This is a genomic window from Paenibacillus sp. FSL R7-0652 (assembly GCF_038595045.1).
Taxonomy (GTDB): domain Bacteria; phylum Bacillota; class Bacilli; order Paenibacillales; family Paenibacillaceae; genus Paenibacillus.
This window is the reverse complement of sequence record NZ_CP152001.1, coordinates 4331320-4352988: the sequence shown is the minus strand read 5'-3', so window position 1 is coordinate 4352988 and position 21669 is coordinate 4331320. Positions and strand designations below refer to the sequence as shown.

5 protein-coding genes and 1 pseudogene are annotated in these 21669 nt (G+C 42.8%); all 6 read left to right on the top strand.

Translation table 11 applies throughout. The features are described 5' to 3' along the window. The first annotated feature begins 616 nt into the window (after nt 1-616). The 6 genes and pseudogenes from MKY97_RS19150 to MKY97_RS19125 all read left to right on the top strand — a co-directional run bounded on the left by MKY97_RS19150 (nt 617) and on the right by MKY97_RS19125 (nt 21577). A complete protein-coding gene (locus tag MKY97_RS19150) occupies nt 617-793 on the top strand; it encodes a hypothetical protein (RefSeq protein WP_342551894.1) in 177 nt (58 codons plus the stop codon). Nucleotides 794-918: 125 nt separating this feature from the next. Further along, nucleotides 919-1080 carry a hypothetical protein gene (locus tag MKY97_RS19145; RefSeq protein WP_342551893.1) on the top strand — a complete coding sequence of 54 codons (162 nt, stop codon included), beginning with the start codon at nt 919-921 and terminating at the stop codon, nt 1078-1080. A 593-nt stretch (nt 1081-1673) separates the two neighbouring features. Then, nucleotides 1674-1750, top strand: a pseudogene (locus tag MKY97_RS19140) (IS200/IS605 family transposase); the annotation flags it as partial. 424 nt (nt 1751-2174) lie between these two features. Then, nucleotides 2175-3788 carry a polysaccharide biosynthesis protein gene (locus MKY97_RS19135; RefSeq protein WP_342551892.1) on the top strand — a complete coding sequence of 538 codons (1614 nt, stop codon included), beginning with the start codon at nt 2175-2177 and terminating at the stop codon, nt 3786-3788. A gap of 1037 nt (nt 3789-4825) precedes the next feature. Further along, entirely contained in the window at nt 4826-5542 is a 717-nt protein-coding gene (locus MKY97_RS19130; RefSeq protein WP_342556389.1) for a thioesterase domain-containing protein, read from the top strand. 186 nt (nt 5543-5728) lie between these two features. After that, nucleotides 5729-21577: a non-ribosomal peptide synthase/polyketide synthase gene (locus MKY97_RS19125; RefSeq protein ID WP_342551891.1), complete on the top strand. Its 15849-nt coding sequence runs from the start codon at nt 5729-5731 to the stop codon at nt 21575-21577. Nucleotides 21578-21669: the final 92 nt, after the last annotated feature.

Genomic DNA, 21669 nt, shown 5'->3' with positions numbered 1-21669 from the left:
GTAATAAATTTAGTCTTAAACAGACTTAGGGTGCAATGTTATGGGGAAGAAGGATAAGTCTTATACTCTTATTTGAGCTAGTATCAATCCAAATAACTGCTTGGTTTATTAAGGCATTGAAAGAACTGAATTCGTAAAGAAATAATAACAGTCTAGTATTATCCCCTCATTGCAGACAGTGAAAAAAGAGGACATGTTACAATGAACTCTAGCACTGGATACATTAGGGGATTTTCGTTGTTTATCCAGCAAAGAATGTCAAAACTTTAATCGGTATAGTGAAAAAACGAGAAAAAGTCTGTTCCTCTTTGAATGGCATAAGGTTTTACTAAAACCAGATCATAAGAAATATGGGGTAAAGAGATCATAAAGCCAAAATGGATATCTTTGAGTGACCCGATTGAGTAGACATTGAAAAAAGACCCTAGGCTATAAACTGCTTCCGGAACTCTACCGGAGGCAGTTTATTTAGTTTTCGTTGTGGTCGATGTTGGTTGTGAAAATGGGATATATGTTTCAATTCGCTTTTGTGCCTCGTCCATATTTCGTATTTAACTGCTTGCATAAAAAAATGCACCCCTTAGAATTTCATCGGATAAACCAGGGGTTTAATCCAATGTCTATTCTAAGGGGTGCACTTCAGGTCAATAATGGTTTGTTTGAAAGTGAATGGTTTACCAACAATGGAGAGGGGCTAACCCCTGACGATTACAATCTTCGAATCTCTTCTACTGCAGCAATTAACCAGCCTGAATCGGCACAAGTAGTAATCGGTAAACAGACGAAAATTTAGCTGGTGAGTACGTTCTATCCGAAGAAACCTTGGAAAAAATGATCGGGTATACATATGCTTTTTATGTTGGTGGCTCCAATTCAGCGAGCGAGGACGAAGCAATGTGGGAGGAGGTTAACGATTATTTGGCCACTGGGCAATACGCCCTTGTAAAGGATCTCATCGATCAGATTCAAAATCCAAGTCATGACCTGCAGATGATGTTTCATTATGCTATGTATCATATTATTTATGACCAAGCTGAAGAGGAAGAAAAGGCAGTAGAGTCTTTGTACAGAATAGCGTAGGGTTATACGGGCCGAAATGAGGACTTAGTCAATTATTACAAATACATGGACCAATTCTATGAAGAAGAAGCCCCTTTTAGCTTTAATGACTATGTAAAGCTGTACAGAAAGAATAGAATTACTCCAAATTCTTTTTCGTATTACAAACCAGAGGTAGTAGAAAAAAGTAGCGTCCAGTGTACAGATGCAGTATACAAGTATATAATGCAAGAATTTGATACCATAACTAGTTACGGTGAGAATTATGTTCCTGAAGTTCACGATCCCATTGTACTTGAGAGAGAGAGTAAGCGTTTTGGGATATCTGTAAGCGAAGTGGATGAAATTTTTATAGATAAAGCGATGAAATTACCCTGAATGTTGAGGAGAAGGAATATGGTTCCATTGAAAGTCGCTAATTTAGCGTTTTTTTTGTTATGGCTTTAGCCAGTTGAGTGCGTGAAACGCGCGAAACAAAAAAACACCCGCATAGCGGGTGGAGGGATCGAGGGCTTGACCACCAAGTCCATTCGATAAAATTGAGATGTTCAGGCTGGGTGAAAGGAATGGTCTTAAATGGCAAGCAAGAGCTATAACCTAGCTCACACAAAGTGATGTGCAAATACCAAATTGTATTCACCCCGAAATATAGACGGAAAGAGATTTATAATCAAGTGAGAAGAGACTTAATTGAATTTTCAACCGTTTATGTAAGTACAAGGGAGTAGAAATTATAAAGGCCACACTGAACCTGAAAAGATTTGTGGTCAGGCTAGCGTCTTTAGGCGCAGTTTGGCAACGAGGGAGGGGATACCCCCAAGAGCAAACCACCCGTTGGACAGGTGATCATGATTGAACTAGCGGGCAATCACGTTAATGAGAAGTTGTGTAACTGATATTATCTTTAATTGTGGTTGAAGCGTTTCTTATTTTATTGCTGTAATTCTCCTACTATTATTTATCACTATTCAAACACCTAAAGGTTTAACACCAAAGGATTGTTGTATCTTGATGTCATATTACATTATAATGAACTACATCTGTTGCATTGTGATACTTTACATATTTTTGCCGAGTATTTCTGATTACATTCTCTTATAAAGGATAGTTGGACTGTGAAAAAAGATAATTTGCTCAAAGGAACCTTAATTCTTGCGCTATCAGCTTTAATTGCTCGATTTTTGGGGATATTCCAAAAAATACCTTTGGATTACATTGTTGGTGATGATGGTAATATTTATTTTGGGGTTGCGAACTCTGTCTATATGTATCTATTGATCATAGCTACGGCTGGATTTCCTAGTGCAATAAGTAAAATGATCTCTGAGAGACATGCTCTCAATAAAATTAGCGAAGCTCAAAAAATTTATAGAGCAGCAATGATTTTTGGAATAACTTCAGGATTAATTTTATCAGTAACTCTTTATATGCTTGCTCCTTACTATGCTACATATGTTACTCAAACTCCTGGCGCATACTTATCCATACGGGCAATTGCACCTGCATTATTATTCTTCCCTTTAATAGCTATAATGAGAGGGTACTTCCAGGGTAGACGAGTAATGATGCCAGTTGGATTATCTCAAATAATTGAACAAATTTTGCGTGTAGTTCTTGGTCTTCTAATAGCATTACTGGTCTTTTCGTTAGGATGGGGAGATGGGTGGGTATCTGCTGCCGCAACTTTTGGAAGTGTACTAGGAGCTTTAGGTGCACTCACCGTATTATTACTGAGCAAGAATAAAATAAAAGATAACGAAGAGGTATTATCAAATAAAAGTGATGATGGTTCAGTAAAATCTTTTAAATCGATATATAAGGAAATATTCTCACTATCCATTCCTGTTGTTATAACTTCAATGACAGTACAATTTTTTTATCTTGTAGATTCATCATTTTTTATGCGGTTTACTGATTTATATTATGATAATTTCTCAACTGCAAAAAATGCTATGAGTGCGTTGATTTTTAATGCACAGTCTATTGCTGGAATTCCTCCTATTATAGCGATTGCATTAAGTCAGTCTATCATTCCAATATTATCAGCAGCTAGTACATTGGGGGATAAAAAGGAAGTCAACAAGCAGGCCACCCTTGTCTTTCAGGTCTTCCTATTCATTGGAATGCCTGCATCATTTATAATGGGTTCTTTATCGTATTCCATAAATGGATTATTATTCAGTAGTTCTGACGGTGGTGGAATTGTAGGTGCTCTAACGTTTACTTCGTTTATTCAAATAGGGTTGATGATAAGTAATTCAATTTTACTAGGGATCGGCCAACCACGCCCTGCAATGATGCATACACTGGTTGGATTTGCAGTGAAAATTATTTCTAGTTTCCTGTTGGGATCGTTTTTGGGAGCTTATGGACTTGTGATGGCATCGTTACTTTCTTTTCTAGTTGTCACAACTTTAAATATCAGAGTTATATCTAAATCAATTCAAATAACCAACATGAGTAAAAACTGGATCCATTATGTAGGGGTAGTGTGCTTTATTACTCTATTAGCTTTTACTACTGATACCTTGGTAAGATTTTTCTTTAATGCCGTGTTCCACTCAAAATTGTTGTATTTATTTAGCTTGACTATATCTAGCGTTGTTTCGCTAGTAGTTTACATTATCTTAGTTAAAAAAATAAAACTCTTCAATGATGCAAGTTTATCTTCACTCCCTGCTCCAATGAGAAAACTGGTTGCATTTATTGGGCTAAAAGAGAAAGGCTAAGATAGCACTTCCTCAAGAGAACTTAAAGTGACTAAAAGTTATCTTCATAATGTTAGCAACTAAAGAGATTGGAATAATCATTCGGATCCTAATCAAAGTCGACTGACAACATAAAAAGAGAAATTATTCTAAGCGGCGATTTTTATCCAGAGTTTCATTGGAGAGAGAGCCGCTTTTTGTTGTTGAAACGATGTTAGAAAGCTTGGTATGTCACCAACCTTTTGCCTTCAAGTAGTTTGGCATAGTTTTGGGTAGTAGTGTACTGAAACACTGTTCTAAATGGAAAAAATCAGAGCTTTTTTCAGCTTCTTCACTGTGTCTGCCACGCGAGTTTTGCATCTTATATTGAGAAAACTCCAAAACAGAATCTTATTGTTATAATACAATTCAAAAGAAATATAAACTTATTATCAATTAGCACATGTTTAATTTTGATTACTTCTGCAGTAGGATCAGCACAGTCGGTAATTCCAGTTTTTAAGATCGGGAATACTAATCGGTTTTTGGCCTGAAAACGGATGTCAATATCTATTTATGAAATATCATGAAACTCTATTGTCAGGAAATATATCCTTCTGTGATTTACAACTGATCCATTTTTCCAAAAAACGCCCCGTTTGCATTAATAACCGAAACATTTATATTAGTTATTACTTGATTGATCTCCGGGTTTTATACTCTAACATATTAGATAATCCTCGAAGAACTCACTGTCTTGGCTTCTCATACCTACTTGAACAAGGCTTCACTCTTAAATCCCACACTTCTCAATGATCTAACTTTATCTTCAACCTTGTTTTACCTGCAAACGACAAAAACTTTTTTAGTTGCTACGCCATAGCGTTTAAGGATAATTTCTCTAGTTTTTAGTGCAGAGTCCATTTTCCCATGCTCTGTTTTCTTTCACTGTGTACCTTAAGGTTAAATAATACGTTTAATTTATTAAATTAATATTAAAAATACATATCAGTATTAACGTATGATGTGACTATACAGAAGTTGTCGACTGGAAAAATATATGATATCGTTATTAGAAAATAAAGGATAAGAGGTGTTTAGATATTAAACTGTTTTGTATTCCCTATGCTGGCGGTTCTTCCAATATATATTATAAATGGAAAAATATTTTAAATCCAGACATTCAAGTTATCCCTATAGAGTTGTCAGGGAGAGCTAGTAGATTTAACGAAACATTATATAGATCAATGGATCAAGCAGTGTTGGATGTCGAACAAGAAATAAAAAAAAGAATTACATGCGATGAATATGCAATATATGGTCATAGTATGGGCGCCCTAATTACTTATGAATTAATTAAAAGGTCTGAAACCATTCTTCCTAAACATGTATTTATTTCTGGATTAGCAGCACCTCATCTTCGGAAAAGACGCGAAAATATTTATTTGCTTTCTGATGAGAATTTTATAAACGAAATAATTAATCTCAATGGGACCCCAGATGGATTCTTTGATAATGTTGAATTTAGAGAAATTTTCATACCAATTCTGAAAGCGGATTTTAGAATAATAAGCGATTTATGCTATAAAGCTCCACCGAAGAAAAAAATAAGTCAAAACATAAGTGTTTTGTATGGAAGTGATGAAGATATTGACTATGAAAGCATATTAGCATGGGGTGACTATAGCTTAGGCACCTGTGATTTCCATGAAATCCCTGGAAATCATTTTTTTCTGAATACAAGCTATACCGTGGTCTGTCAAACAGTCAAGGATAAAATTCAACCTTACTTATAATGTCGTCTAAATCAAATTACTGGATTGGTAGTTATAAGTTGATTACTTCTATAACTACTTTATGAAAGTTTACTATACTAAATGAAAACCGAATTTGCATCGAGTCGTACAGACGATCTGTGTTTTGAATCGTAGCTTCAATGCTTTAATTTAAAATTTCTATTTTTAATTGGGAGGGCACACTTAATGAATAACGTGATGACATTAACTGAAAAGATAATTTCTTTAAAACAAGAAAATAATAGTGGGATTATTTTTTCAGATAGTTCAACTCAAGAATGTTTTATTTCGTATGCAAATTTATTTAATCTTTCGAGAAGTTTACTTTCAGACATGCAAAAAACTGATTTAGAGATTGGTGATGAGATAGTTTTTCAAATTTCGGATAATAAGAAATTTATTGTAACATTTTGGGCATGTATATTAGGAGGTTATATCCCAGTTCCAGTTGCAATAGGAGATAATACAGATCACAAAGAAAAATTAATAAAAATTTTGAAACAAATGCGTCGACCAAAATTGGTTACAGACATTGATATTGAAAAAAAAATTTCCGGAATAATTGGTAATATTGATGAAGAGTTTTGGCAAGCTCTTATTCATAATAGTTTGACAATATCTCACCTGAATCTTTCCTTTATTGACCCTGATCCAACAGGTGTTATTTTTAAACCTTCTTCCTCCGACACTGCCCTTGTTCAGTTTTCCTCAGGATCAACGGGTCAACCTAAAGGAGTTGTTCTTACTCACAATAATCTAATCACCAATATAGAAGATATGATCGAAGCATCAGGTGTTAACGAATCGGATAGTTCTTTGAGTTGGATGCCGTTAACTCATGATATGGGATTGATTGCTTTTCACTTGGCCTCTCTTTATGCGGGCATTAATCAGTACTTGATGCCCACTAATTCTTTTGTGCGCTCACCAATTAATTGGTTTAAACTTGTAAGTAAGTACCGCATTACTCAACTTTTTTCTCCCAACTTTGGATTAAGGCATTGTTTGAATTTTTACAACGCAGAGCAGCATGCTGGTCTCGATCTATCTAGTATAAGAATTATCGTAAATGGTGCTGAGCCTATTTCCGCAGAGCTTTGTAATGAGTTTTATGATGTTTTCAGTTCTTTGAAGTTAAAAAGACGTACGATTTTACCTGTCTATGGTCTTGCTGAAGGAACAGTAGCAATAACTATGCAGCCACTAAGTCAAGAGTTCAGCATATGGAATATAAATCGTCGTTCTATAAAAATTGGAGAAAAAGTTTCACTCTCTGATGAATTAACCTCTGAAACGATATCCTTTGTTGATTTGGGCTACCCGCTTAGAAGAGCTAAAGTAAGAATTACAAACTTAGAGGGGGTTCCACTTGATGATGATAGAGTCGGTATAGTTGAAATACATGGTAATAATGTAACCAGTGGTTACTACAACAATCCAGATGAGACAAAAAAAATTTTCTTAAATGATAATTGGCTTAACACTGGAGATTTAGGATTTGTACATAAGGGTAGGCTAGTCATTACTGGGCGGTATAAAGATACAATTATAAAAAATGGTCAAAATTACTTTGCCCAAGACATTGAAGCAGTAATAGAGAAGGCTATTAATATTCCATTAAACAAAGTCATTGCTTCTAGATTACATGATATTAAAACTAGAGAAGACAAACTTGTGATTTTTGTCGTCTACAGAAAAAAAATGAACGAATTTATTGAAATGATTCCTCGTATTCGTTCAACCATATTAGATAAGTTTGGTTTTGCACCAACTTATATTATACCAATAAGGCAAGCGCCTAAAACTACTAGCGGAAAGTTACAGAGATTTCTACTTTCACAATATCTAGAAGAAAATAAGTATGAGAAAATTATCAATGATATAGAACTACTTTATAAGGATAAAGAAAATGTCAATACCTTATCAAAAGTTGAGAGTGTATTGTTTGATTTTTGGAGTGAAACTCTGAATTCGAAGGATTTTAGTATTAGAACTAATTTTTTTGAGACAGGTGGCCATTCGCTTAATGCAACAATATTAATGCATCAGATAAATAAGTATTTTAAATTAAATTTAACTTTACGGGAGATGTTCCAGTATCCAACAATCGAAGAACTAGCAGTGCGGATTGAGCAGGCTGAGCAAGGAGCGTATGCCCTGATTGAACCGGTGGAAGAACGAAAGTACTACCCGGTGTCAGCCTCACAAAAACGTCAGTATGTTCTACACCAACTTGGGGGAGCTCAAACGGTATACAATATGCCCGTTAGCCTCGTTCTGAAGGGAGCATGCGACCTTGCTCAGCTGGAAAGGATCTTCCGGACCTTGGTAGGACGGCATGAAAGTTTGCGGACTTCCTTTGGGATGGTGGACGGAGAGATTGTACAGTACGTTCATCCCGAAGTGGACTTTGCCATGGCCTATGAAGAAGCGGAGGAGAGCGCAGCCGATACCGTGGCAGCAGAGTTTGTGCGTCCCTTTGATTTAGAACAGGCGCCGTTATTCCGGGCGAAATTGGTGAAGCTGGGCGAAGAACATCACCTTTTGCTGCTGGATATGCCGCATATTGTCTCGGATGGAGTATCCATGGGGATTTTGGCGGATGAGTTTGCACGTTTGTATGCGGGTGAAGCGTTGTCCGAGCTACGGGTTCAGTACAAGGATTATGCCGTCTGGCAACATGCGCGTACAGCATCGGAGGAGATGAACCGGCAGCAAGCCTACTGGACGGAGACCTTGTCGGGTGAGCTTCCCGTGTTAGCATTGTCGACCGATCGTGCGCGGCCGGCGGTCCAGAGTTATGAAGGCAGTCGAATGAGCTTCCAGGTGAGCGAAGAGATCACGGAGGGACTGAAAAAACTGGCCCTGGAAACGGGAAGCACCCTGTATATGGTGCTGCTCGCGGCCTATAATACGTTGCTGCATCGATATACGGGCCAAGAGGATATCGTAGTAGGGACGCCGATTGCGGGAAGGTCGCATGCGGATCTGGAACCGGTAGTGGGGATGTTTGTGAATACCCTGGCGATGCGGAATCAGCCTCGGGGAGAAAAGAGTTTCACGGAATTTTTGGCTGAGGTGAAAGAAACGACGCTAGGCGCGTATGGCAATCAGGACTACCCGTTTGATCGATTGGTGGAAGAAGTGGCACCACGCCGGGATATGAGTCGAAACCCACTGTTTGATACCATGTTTGTGTTGCAGAATATGGAGCAGCGGACCATTGAACTGGAGGATCTGGAGATTCAGGTCAACCCGGGGCAAGGACACGTATCGAAGATGGATATCACGGTCACCGCCTGGGAGACAAAAGGAAGTCTTCAGTGTGAAATTGAGTACGCAACCCAACTATATGATCGTGAGACGATCGAGCGGATGTCGGGACACTGGCAACAGTTACTGAGAAGCCTCATTGAGGCCCCGCATCTTCAGCTGAGCGAGGTAGAGGTAGTAACGGAATCGGAGAAAGCACAGATCGCCGGTTTCAATGCGACGGAAGCAGCCTATCCGAAAGAAAAAATGATCCATCAGTTGTTTGAAGAACAAGTTGAGCGGACACCTGAGAATATAGCGGTGGTGTATGAAGGCGAAGAGCTAACTTACCGGGAGCTGAATGAACGTGCGAATCAATTGGCGCGGAATTTACGCGCACGGGGAGTAGGCCCAGAAAGTATCGTGGGACTAATGGTGGAACGATCGCTTGAAATGATCGTTGGAATTATGGGAGTCCTGAAGGCCGGCGGAGCCTACTTACCGCTGGATCCGACGTACCCGCAGGAACGGATCACGTATATGCTTGAAGATAGTGGAACTGCTCTTATCTTGACCCAAAGACACGTGGCCGACCGGGTAGCGTTCCAAGGAGCCATGCTTTATCTGGAGGATCAAGAGATATACAGCGGTCCAGGAGACAATTTAGCGGGAGTGAGTTCACCTCAAAACCTGGCGTATGTGATATACACCTCCGGGACGACCGGAAGGCCTAAAGGAGTGCTCATTGAAAATCGTTCAGTCGTTAACAGGTTGAATTGGATGCAAAAAGAATTTCCTTTATTGACGACAGATATTTTATTACAAAAGACCCCATTTAGTTTTGATGTTTCTGTATGGGAACTTTTTTGGGGAACCCTTGTAGGGGCGAAAACTGTTTACCTGCCGTCTGGAATGGAAAAAAGTCCCGAAGCCACGGCAGATGCAATCGCTACATGGAACATCACCGTCGTACACTTTGTACCTTCGGTGTTTAGGACATTTATGCAATCTATCGAGCATAAAAACGTAGCGGATACTTTTCAAGTGAGAATGTTTTTTGTAAGCGGGGAGGTTTTGTCCCCACATCTTGTATCTCAGTTCAACACCTTGTTACAAACGGGTAGCTCTTCTTTAATCAATCTATATGGACCAACTGAAGCAACGGTAGATGTATCTTTTTTCGAGTGTTCAAAAGAAGTTAAGTCTACTGTTCCGATTGGACAGCCAATCGACAATCATAAATTGTATATACTAGATTCTATGCAGAACTTACGGCCTTTAGGTGTTACCGGGGAGCTGTACATCTCCGGGGATGGATTGGCAAGAGGCTACCTGAATCAGCCGGAACTCACTGCCGAGCGATTTGTACCAAATCCGTTTGAACCAGGGGAACGAATGTACCGGACAGGCGATCTGGCCCGCTGGTTACCCGATGGTAATGTGGAGTACCTGGGACGGATCGACGACCAGGTGAAGATTCGGGGGTACCGGATTGAGCTGGGAGAAATTGAAACTCAGCTGGCTAAACATGAACACGTGATAGAAGCAGCCGTGGTCGCGCGGGAAGATCTTCAGGGTCAGTCCTATTTATGTGGATACGTGGTAGCGAACGGAGATTTGACGGTGGCATCATTGCGTCAATATCTTGGCCAAGGATTGCCCGACTATATGATTCCAGCCCATTTTGTGCAGCTGGATCAACTACCTCTGACGCCGAATGGCAAACTGGATCGCAAGGCATTGCCAGAACCAAACGGCACCATGGAATCGGGACGGGTATATGTGGCTCCGCGTAATGAGACCGAAGAGCAGTTGGCTGCACTATGGAAATCCGTGCTGGGCGTTGAAAAAATCGGAGTGCAGGACAGCTTCTTTGAGTTGGGCGGTCACTCGCTGAATGCCATGATTGTGGTATCGAGAGTGAATCGAGAATTTGCGGTGGACATTCCGTTACGGGAGATGTTCCAGTATCCAACAATCGAAGAACTGGCAGTGCGGATTGAGCAGGCTGAGCAAGGAGCGTATGCCCTGATTGAACCGGTGGTAGAACGGAAGTACTACCCGGTGTCAGCCTCACAAAAACGTCAATATGTTCTACATCAACTTGGGGGAGCTCAAACGGTATACAATATGCCCGTTAGCCTCGTTCTGAAGGGAGCATGCGACCTTGCTCAGCTGGAAAGGATCTTCCGGACCTTGGTAGGACGGCATGAAAGTTTGCGGACTTCCTTTGGGATGGTGGACGGAGAGATTGTACAGTACGTTCATCCCGAAGTGGACTTTGCTATGGCCTATGAAGAAGCGGAGGAGAGCGCAGCCGATACCGTGGCAGCAGAGTTTGTGCGTCCCTTTGATTTAGAACAGGCGCCGTTATTCCGGGCGAAATTGGTGAAGCTGGGCGAAGAACATCACCTTTTGCTGCTGGATATGCCGCATATTGTCTCGGATGGAGTATCCATGGGGATTTTGGCGGATGAGTTTGCACGTTTGTATGCGGGTGAAGCGTTGTCCGAGCTACGGGTTCAGTACAAGGATTATGCCGTCTGGCAACATGCGCGTACAGCATCGGAGGAGATGAACCGGCAGCAAGCCTACTGGACGGAGACCTTGTCGGGTGAGCTTCCCGTGTTAGCATTGTCGACCGATCGTGCGCGGCCGGCGGTCCAGAGTTATGAAGGCAGTCGAATGAGCTTCCAGGTGAGCGAAGAGATCACGGAGGGACTGAAAAAACTGGCCCTGGAAACGGGAAGCACCCTGTATATGGTGCTGCTCGCGGCCTATAATACGTTGCTGCATCGATATACGGGCCAAGAGGATATCGTAGTAGGGACGCCGATTGCGGGAAGGTCGCATGCGGATCTGGAACCGGTAGTGGGGATGTTTGTGAATACCCTGGCGATGCGGAATCAGCCTCGGGGAGAAAAGAGTTTCACGGAATTTTTGGCTGAGGTGAAAGAAACGACGCTAGGCGCGTATGGCAATCAGGACTACCCGTTTGATCGATTGGTGGAAGAAGTGGCACCACGCCGGGATATGAGTCGAAACCCACTGTTTGATACCATGTTTGTGTTGCAGAATATGGAGCAGCGGACCATTGAACTGGAGGATCTGGAGATTCAGGTCAACCCGGGGCAAGGACACGTATCGAAGATGGATATCACGGTCACCGCCTGGGAGACAGAAGGAAGTCTTCAGTGTGAAATTGAGTACGCAACCCAACTATATGATCGTGAGACAATCAAGCGGATGTCGGGACACTGGCAACAGTTACTGAGAAGCCTCATTGAGGCCCCGCATCTTCAGCTGAGCGAGGTAGAGGTAGTAACGGAATCGGAGAAAGCACAGATCGCCGGTTTCAATGCGACGGAAGCAGCCTATCCGAAAGAAAAAACGATCCATCAGTTGTTTGAAGAACAAGTTGAGCGGACACCTGAGAATATAGCGGTGGTGTATGAAGGCGAAGAGCTAACTTACCGGGAGCTGAATGAACGTGCGAATCAATTGGCGCATCATCTTTCAACACTGGGGGTATGTACAGGTGATTCGGTAGGTATCTGTCTTGAGCGTTCTGTGGAATTGATTATTAGTGAATTAGCAATAATTAAATCTGGAGCTATGTTTATCCCACTCGACCCAGAATTACCTAAGGGACGCCTCAGTCATATGATAGAACAAAGTAAGATACAAATTGTGGTGACAAAGGTATTTTGGAAGAGAAGTGTGTTCCAGGGAGAAGTAACTACTATATGTCTTGACTCCCAAAGCGTAATTAAGATCTTGGAACAAGAGAATAGAGCTAATCCTGTCAATTGTATTAATGTGAATGAGAGAATTTACACTATCTTCACCTCAGGTTCTACAGGAGTTCCTAAAGGAGCGAGTGTATATCACAATAGTTTTGTTAATTTGGTGAACTGGTATGTTAATGAGTTTAAAATAGTTAATAGTGACATATTTTTAATCGTAACCTCCCCAGCATTTGATGCTACACAGAAAAACATTTTTGCTCCTCTGATAAAGGGGGGGACGATAGTTCTCTTACCAGCTGGCCCGTTCGACTCCTTCACTGTTGTTGATTTAGTTGAAAAATACAAAGTTTCAGTTATTAACTGTACACCAACTATGCTTTATTCAATTGTTGGTAATGCCTCAAAAAATCAACTGACCTCCCTAAACTGGTTGTTTATCGGGGGGGAGCCATTAAAGGTAGATGGTTTAAAGAGAACACTGGAACTCACAAACAAAACACAAATAGTAAACATTTATGGGCCAACAGAGTGTACAGATATTGTGTTGTACCAACGTATTAGAGAAAATTCTCTGTTGGAAGATAAATCTGTCCCAATCGGAAAGCCCATATATAATACAAGAATTTATATTGTTGATAAATCCAATGGCCTTGCACCATTAGGTATTGAAGGTGAAATTTGCATCGCAGGTAGTAGCCTTGGCGCAGGATACATTAACAATGAGGATCAAACTCTCACTCGTTTTGTACCAAATCCGTTTGAACCGGGAGAACGAATGTACCGGACAGGCGATCTGGCCCGCTGGTTACCCGATGGTAATGTGGAGTACCTGGGACGGATCGACGACCAGGTGAAGATTCGGGGGTACCGGATTGAGCTGGGAGAAATTGAAACTCAGCTGGCTAAACATGAACACGTGATAGAAGCAGCCGTGGTCGCGCGGGAAGATCTTCAGGGTCAGTCCTATTTATGTGGATACGTGGTAGCGAACGGAGATTTGACGGTGGCATCATTGCGTCAATATCTTGGCCAAGGATTGCCTGACTATATGATTCCAGCCCATTTTGTGCAGCTGGATCAACTACCTCTGACGCCGAATGGCAAACTGGATCGCAAGGCATTGCCAGAACCAAACGGCACCATGGAATCGGGACGGGTATATGTGGCTCCGCGTAGTGAGACCGAAGAGCAGTTGGCTGCACTATGGAAATCCGTGCTGGGCGTTGAAAAAATCGGAGTGCAGGACAGCTTCTTTGAGTTGGGCGGTCACTCGCTGAATGCCATGATTGTGGTATCGAGAGTGAATCGAGAATTTGCGGTGGACATTCCGTTACGGGAGATGTTCCAGTATCCAACAATCGAAGAACTAGCAGTGCGGATTGAGCAGGCTGAGCAAGGAGCGTATGCCCTGATTGAACCGGTGGTAGAACGGAAGTACTACCCGGTGTCAGCCTCACAAAAACGTCAGTATGTTCTACATCAACTTGGGGGAGCTCAAACGGTATACAATATGCCCGTTAGCCTCGTTCTGAAGGGAGCATGCGACCTTGCTCAGCTGGAAAGGATCTTCCGGACCTTGGTAGGACGGCATGAAAGTTTGCGGACTTCCTTTGGGATGGTGGACGGAGAGATTGTACAGTACGTTCATCCCGAAGTGGACTTTGCTATGGCCTATGAAGAAGCGGAGGAGAGCGCAGCCGATACCGTGGCAGCAGAGTTTGTGCGTCCCTTTGATTTAGAACAGGCGCCGTTATTCCGGGCGAAATTGGTGAAGCTGGGCGAAGAACATCACCTTTTGCTGCTGGATATGCCGCATATTGTCTCGGATGGAGTATCCATGGGGATTTTGGCGGATGAGTTTGCGCGTTTGTATGCGGGTGAAGCGTTGTCCGAGCTACGGGTTCAGTACAAGGATTATGCCGTCTGGCAACATGCGCGTACAGCATCGGAGGAGATGAACCGGCAGCAAGCCTACTGGACGGAGACCTTGTCGGGTGAGCTTCCCGTGTTAGCATTGTCGACCGATCGTGCGCGGCCGGCGGTCCAGAGTTATGAAGGCAGTCGAATGAGCTTCCAGGTGAGCGAAGAGATCACGGAGGGACTGAAAAAACTGGCCCTGGAAACGGGAAGCACCCTGTATATGGTGCTGCTCGCGGCCTATAATACGTTGCTGCATCGATATACGGGCCAAGAGGATATCGTAGTAGGGACGCCGATTGCGGGAAGGTCGCATGCGGATCTGGAACCGGTAGTGGGGATGTTTGTGAATACCCTGGCGATGCGGAATCAGCCTCGGGGAGAAAAGAGTTTCACGGAATTTTTGGCTGAGGTGAAAGAAACGACGCTAGGCGCGTATGGCAATCAGGACTACCCGTTTGATCGATTGGTGGAAGAAGTGGCACCACGCCGGGATATGAGTCGAAACCCACTGTTTGATACCATGTTTGTGTTGCAGAATATGGAGCAGCGGACCATTGAACTGGAGGATCTGGAGATTCAGGTCAACCCGGGGCAAGGACACGTATCGAAGATGGATATCACGGTCACCGCCTGGGAGACAAAAGGAAGTCTTCAGTGTGAAATTGAGTACGCAACCCAACTATATGATCGTGAGACGATCAAGCGGATGTCGGGACACTGGCAACAGTTACTGAGAAGCCTCATTGAGGCCCCGCATCTTCAGCTGAGCGAGGTAGAGGTAGTAACGGAATCGGAGAAAGCACAGATCGCCGGTTTCAATGCGACGGAAGCAGCCTATCCGAAAGAAAAAATGATCCATCAGTTGTTTGAAGAACAAGTTGAGCGGACACCTGAGAATATAGCGGTGGTGTATGAAGGCGAAGAGCTAACTTACCGGGAGCTGAATGAACGTGCGAATCAATTGGCGCGGAATTTACGCGCACGGGGAGTAGGCCCAGAAAGTATCGTGGGACTAATGGTGGAACGATCGCTTGAAATGATCGTTGGAATTATGGGAGTCCTGAAGGCCGGCGGAGCCTACTTACCGCTGGATCCGACGTACCCGCAGGAACGGATCACGTATATGCTTGAAGATAGTGGAACTGCTCTTATCTTGACCCAAAGACACGTGGCCGACCGGGTAGCGTTCCAAGGAGCCATGCTTTATCTGGAGGATCAAGAGATATACAGCGGTCCAGGAGACAATTTAGCGGGAGTGAGTTCACCTCAAAACCTGGCGTATGTGATTTACACATCAGGTTCGACAGGGAAGCCAAAGGGAGTGCTTATCGAACAACGGAACTTGGTGAATTATGTTTGGTGGGCAAAAGGAATTTATTGCGAAAATAACCAAATGAACTTCCCTCTATATTCGACGATCTCATTTGATGCAACAGTTACTTCATTATTTACACCATTACTAATAGGTTCTAAATTAATTGTGTTTGGAAATAGTAATGGCGCAACCTTACTTCAAGATGTTTTGAGGAATGACGAGGTAGAAATATTGAAATTGACCCCTTCACACATGAGATTAATACTCAATGAACAAATTAAATCTCAGACTCTTAAAAAATTAATAATTGGTGGGGAGTTACTAGAACAAACTTTGGTAAATACAGTCGTTCAGAATGGATTTGAAATTGAAATCTTTAATTCCTATGGCCCGACTGAGGCTACAGTGAATTGTATGAGCTATACTTGCAATACTTCTGGGAACATTTTCAAATCAGTACCTATTGGTTCACCTGGAGATAATACAAGAATTTATATACTAGATTCTTCTCAGAACCTACAGCCTCTAGGTGTTGCCGGGGAGCTGTACATCTCCGGGGATGGATTGGCGAGAGGCTACCTAAATCAGCCGGAACTCACTGCCGAGCGATTTGTACCAAATCCGTTTGAACCAGGGGAACGAATGTACCGGACAGGCGATCTGGCCCGCTGGTTACCCGATGGTAATGTGGAGTACCTGGGACGGATCGACGACCAGGTGAAGATTCGGGGGTACCGGATTGAGCTGGGAGAAATTGAAACTCAGCTGGCTAAACATGAACACGTGATAGAAGCAGCCGTGGTCGCGCGGGAAGATCTTCAGGGTCAGTCCTATTTATGTGGATACGTGGTAGCGAACGGAGATTTGACGGTGGCATCATTGCGTCAATATCTTGGCCAAGGATTGCCCGACTATATGATTCCAGCCCATTTTGTGCAGCTGGATCAACTACCTCTGACGCCGAATGGCAAACTGGATCGCAAGGCATTGCCAGAACCAAACGGCACCATGGAATCGGGACGGGTATATGTGGCTCCGCGTAGTGAGACCGAAGAGCAGTTGGCTGCACTATGGAAATCCGTGCTGGGCGTTGAAAAAATCGGAGTGCAGGACAGCTTCTTTGAGTTGGGCGGTCACTCGCTGAATGCCATGATTGTGGTATCGAGAGTGAATCGAGAATTTGCGGTGGACATTCCGTTACGGGAGATGTTCCAGTATCCAACAATCGAAGAACTAGCAGTGCGGATTGAGCAGGCTGAGCAAGGAGCGTATGCCCTGATTGAACCGGTGGAAGAACGGAAGTACTACCCGGTGTCAGCCTCACAAAAACGTCAGTATGTTCTACACCAACTTGGGGGAGCTCAAACGGTATACAATATGCCCGTTAGCCTCGTTCTGAAGGGAGCATGCGACCTTGCTCAGCTGGAAAGGATCTTCCGGACCTTGGTAGGACGGCATGAAAGTTTGCGGACTTCCTTTGGGATGGTGGACGGAGAGATTGTACAGTACGTTCATCCCGAAGTGGACTTTGCCATGGCCTATGAAGAAGCGGAGGAGAGCGCAGCCGATACCGTGGCAGCAGAGTTTGTGCGTCCCTTTGATTTAGAACAGGCGCCGTTATTCCGGGCGAAATTGGTGAAGCTGGGCGAAGAACATCACCTTTTGCTGCTGGATATGCCGCATATTGTCTCGGATGGAGTATCCATGGGGATTTTGGCGGATGAGTTTGCGCGTTTGTATGCGGGTGAAGCGTTGTCCGAGCTACGGGTTCAGTACAAGGATTATGCCGTCTGGCAACATGCGCGTACAGCATCGGAGGAGATGAACCGGCAGCAAGCCTACTGGACGGAGACCTTGTCGGGTGAGCTTCCCGTGTTAGCATTGTCGACCGATCGTGCGCGGCCGGCGGTCCAGAGTTATGAAGGCAGTCGAATGAGCTTCCAGGTGAGCGAAGAGATCACGGAGGGACTGAAAAAACTGGCCCTGGAAACGGGAAGCACCCTGTATATGGTGCTGCTCGCGGCCTATAATACGTTGCTGCATCGATATACGGGCCAAGAGGATATCGTAGTAGGGACGCCGATTGCGGGAAGGTCGCATGCGGATCTGGAACCGGTAGTGGGGATGTTTGTGAATACCCTGGCGATGCGGAATCAGCCTCGGGGAGAAAAGAGTTTCACGGAATTTTTGGCTGAGGTGAAAGAAACGACGCTAGGCGCGTATGGCAATCAGGACTACCCGTTTGATCGATTGGTGGAAGAAGTGGCACCACGCCGGGATATGAGTCGAAACCCACTGTTTGATACCATGTTTGTGTTGCAGAATATGGAGCAGCGGACCATTGAACTGGAGGATCTGGAGATTCAGGTCAACCCGGGGCAAGGACACGTATCGAAGATGGATATCACGGTCACCGCCTGGGAGACAGAAGGAAGTCTTCAGTGTGAAATTGAGTACGCAACCCAACTATATGATCGTGAGACGATCGAGCGGATGTCGGGACACTGGCAACAGTTACTGAGAAGCCTCATTGAGGCCCCGCATCTTCAGCTGAGCGAGGTAGAGGTAGTAACGGAATCGGAGAAAGCACAGATCGCCGGTTTCAATGCGACGGAAGCAGCCTATCCGAAAGAAAAAACGATCCATCAGTTGTTTGAAGAACAAGTTGAGCGGACACCTGAGAATATAGCGGTGGTGTATGAAGGCGAAGAGCTAACTTACCGGGAGCTGAATGAACGTGCGAATCAATTGGCGCGGAATTTACGCGCACGGGGAGTAGGCCCAGAAAGTATCGTGGGACTAATGGTGGAACGATCGCTTGAAATGATCGTTGGAATTATGGGAGTCCTGAAGGCCGGCGGAGCCTACTTACCGCTGGATCCGACGTACCCGCAGGAACGGATCACGTATATGCTTGAAGATAGTGGAACTGCTCTTATCTTGACCCAAAGACACGTGGCCGACCGGGTAGCGTTCCAAGGAGCCATGCTTTATCTGGAGGATCAAGAGATATACAGCGGTCCAGGAGACAATTTAGCGGGAGTGAGTTCACCTCAAAACCTGGCGTATGTGATATACACCTCCGGGACAACCGGGAAGCCCAAGGGAGTTTTGGTCGTAAATCAAGGTGTCGTCCGATTAGTCAAGGATACAAATTATATCAGTATAGATGAAGCAGATACATTATTGCAGGCTTCTTCTATATCCTTTGATGCGGCTACATTTGAAATCTGGGGTGCTTTACTTAACGGTGCAAAACTAATCCTCGTAACAACCACGATTTCATTGGATAACTTACGAGAGAATATCGTAGCGAATAATGTCTCTATCATGTGGCTTACCTCAGCATTATTTAATCTAGCCGTGGATTATGATATTGAGATGTTCAGTGGAGTACAGACGTTACTTGTCGGTGGGGAAGCAGTATCACCCAAACATGTGATGAAATTGTTAGACAACACAACAAGTATTAATCTAATTAATGGATACGGCCCAACGGAGAATACAACGTTTACTTGTTTTTACCCAATCACAACACTACAGAAAGAATCAGTTCCTATCGGAAAACCTGTATCAAATACAAAAGTCTATGTATTGGACAAGGGGATGCAGCCAGCTCCTATAGGAGTGGTAGGAGAACTGTACACATCTGGAGATGGATTAGCTCGAGGGTACCTGAATCAGCCGGAACTCACCGCTAAGTGTTTTGTTCCCAATCCATTTGAACCTGGCGAGCGAATGTACCGGACAGGCGATCTAGCCCGCTGGTTACCCGATGGAAACGTGGAGTACCTGGGACGAATAGATGATCAGGTGAAGATTCGGGGGTATCGGATTGAGCTGGGAGAAATTGAAGCGCGGTTGGTTAACCATGAACAGGTCATTGAGGCAGTCGTGGTGGCGAGAGAAAACCAACTAGGATTGAAGTCTTTATGTGGTTATGTGGTAACCAAGGGAACACTACTAATGGAAGAAATACGTCAATATTTAAGTAGACAACTACCGGAGTATATGATCCCGGCGCATTTTGTGGAGCTAGATTACCTTCCGCTAACATCGAATGGGAAAATAGATCGTAGAGCGCTGCCAGAACCGAATGGAAAGATACAAACAACCGGACGGACTTATGTAGCGCCAAGGAACGAAATTGAAAAAATGCTGACAAAAATATGGGAAAATGTTTTGATGGTCGAAAGAATAGGAATTGAGGATAGTTTTTTTGAACTTGGGGGTGATTCAATAAAAGCAATTCAGGTATCGGCTGAATTACACAAATTTGAATTTAAGGTTTCAATTAAAGATATATTTACCTTCCCAACCATATTCGAATTAAGTCCTTATCTAGAACAGGTTAGTAGAAGAATTTACCAGGGCGTAGTAGAAGGAGAAGCTTTACTAACTCCTATACAACATTGGTTTTTTAATCAAAGTTTCTCAGAAATAAATCATTGGAACCAATCAGTTGTACTGTTTAGTGAGGCAGGGTTTAGTGAGAAATTAGTACAAAAATCTTTTGAAAAGATTCTTGCACACCACGATGCGCTTCGTATGAAATATAGCTTTGAACGTGGAGAGTATAAGCAATACAACCGCGGACTTGATGAGGGAATCGGTTTTACACTACAAACTGAAAAAATAAATGATAGGAATATAGGTTCTCGTATTATTGAGTTAGGAAAAACTCTTCATAAGAGTATCGATTTAGAGCATGGTCCATTAGTCAAATTAGGATTGTTTAAAACTGTTCTTGGAGATCATCTAATGATTGTAATTCATCATCTAGTAATAGATGGGGTGTCCTGGCGAATATTATTAGAAGATTTTTCAACAATATATCATCAGCTAAAATCCAATAAGGAACCTGTTTTACCAATGAAAACAGATTCTTATAAAGAATGGTCAGAAAAGTTGAACGAATATGCTAAAAGTAACAACTTATTATCTGAGATTCCCTATTGGGCAGAAATTGAAAAACTATCAAGATTGAGACCTCTATCTAAAGACCATACAGGAAGCGAGAGTAGCGCACCTATAAATGAAGTAATAAGTGTTATGTTATCAAAGGAAAAAACAAACACTCTGCTAACTCGTGTTTCTAAAGCTTATAACACAGAAATCGACGATATATTGCTTACTGCTCTTGCGTTATCTATTAAATCATGGACTAGACAAAATAGAGTTTGTGTGGAACTAGAAGGTCATGGAAGAGAAAAATTTAATGAGGATACTAATGTCAGTCGTACTATTGGATGGTTCACCTCAAAATATCCAATTATTTTAGATGTACAGTCAGAAGAAATCGGTCAACAAATCAAGACAGTAAAAGAAATGTTACGGAAAGTACCAAACAAAGGTGTGGGATACGAGATATTAAAGTATTTGACGCCAAGAGAGAGAAATGTGGATTTAAACTTTGAAACGCTTCCTGAGATAAGTTTTAATTATCTAGGGCAATTTAACGGGAGCAATGAAGATAATGGATTTATTAAATTGTCTCCTTATAGTGGTGGGGAAAATATAAGCAATCAGTCAAAACGTACATTCCCACTTGCTATTACAGGAATTGTAAATAACCAACAGTTGACTTTAAGTGTTTCGTATAATACTAACGAGTTTTTAACAGAGAACATAGAGCGATTGTTGAATCATTACCAAGATCAGCTGATCAAGGTAATTGATCACTGTATAAGTATGGAAAAAACAATTTTGACACCTAGCGATGTTACGCTCAATGATGTCACCTTTGAAGAACTAGATGATATCTATAAGGCATTATCTTCCAAAAAGAAAAAGCGGTAAAAATAGAGGCTAAGAAGAAACATTGTGCATAACTCTCTCCAATTTTTACGAGAGTTATGCATAATGTTAAGTCATAACGAAGGGATATAACC

What these genes read in the sequence shown, in the direction of transcription:
- MKY97_RS19125 (WP_342551891.1), top strand. Translation starts at nt 5,729, where the DNA reads ATGAATAACGTGATGACATTAACTGAAAAGATAATTTCTTTAAAACAA.
- MKY97_RS19150 (WP_342551894.1), top strand. Translation starts at nt 617, where the DNA reads ATGTCTATTCTAAGGGGTGCACTTCAGGTCAATAATGGTTTGTTTGAA.